1 protein-coding gene is annotated in these 272 nt (G+C 64.3%); it reads left to right on the forward strand.

From position 1 onward, the window contains the following. A partial coding sequence (locus OH705_RS27385; RefSeq protein WP_267303463.1) for a hypothetical protein occupies positions 1–272 on the forward strand: 272 nt, incomplete at both ends.

Below are 272 nucleotides of genomic sequence, written 5' to 3' on the forward strand. Positions count from 1 at the left end.
CGACCATCCGCCCGGCGACGTGCCGGACATCGACGCCACACCCAAGGCGCGCGGCGTGTATGGCGAGATCGAACGCGGCGTCAAGATCATGCTGGGACAACGGGTGGCGCAGTACCGCGCCTACATGCGGGAACTGGACGAAGTGCGGCTGTTCGACCTGTTCATTCCCAACCGACTGGCGCGCGACCGAGGGCTGGTGGAGAGCCGACTGATCCTGGAGCAATCGCAGCGCGTGGTGCAGAAATACAGCCAGCAGAATCAGTGGTTGCTGG

The organism is Pseudomonas sp. BJa3 (assembly GCF_026343815.1).
In the GTDB taxonomy this organism is placed as follows: Bacteria; Pseudomonadota; Gammaproteobacteria; order Pseudomonadales; family Pseudomonadaceae; genus Aquipseudomonas; species Aquipseudomonas soli.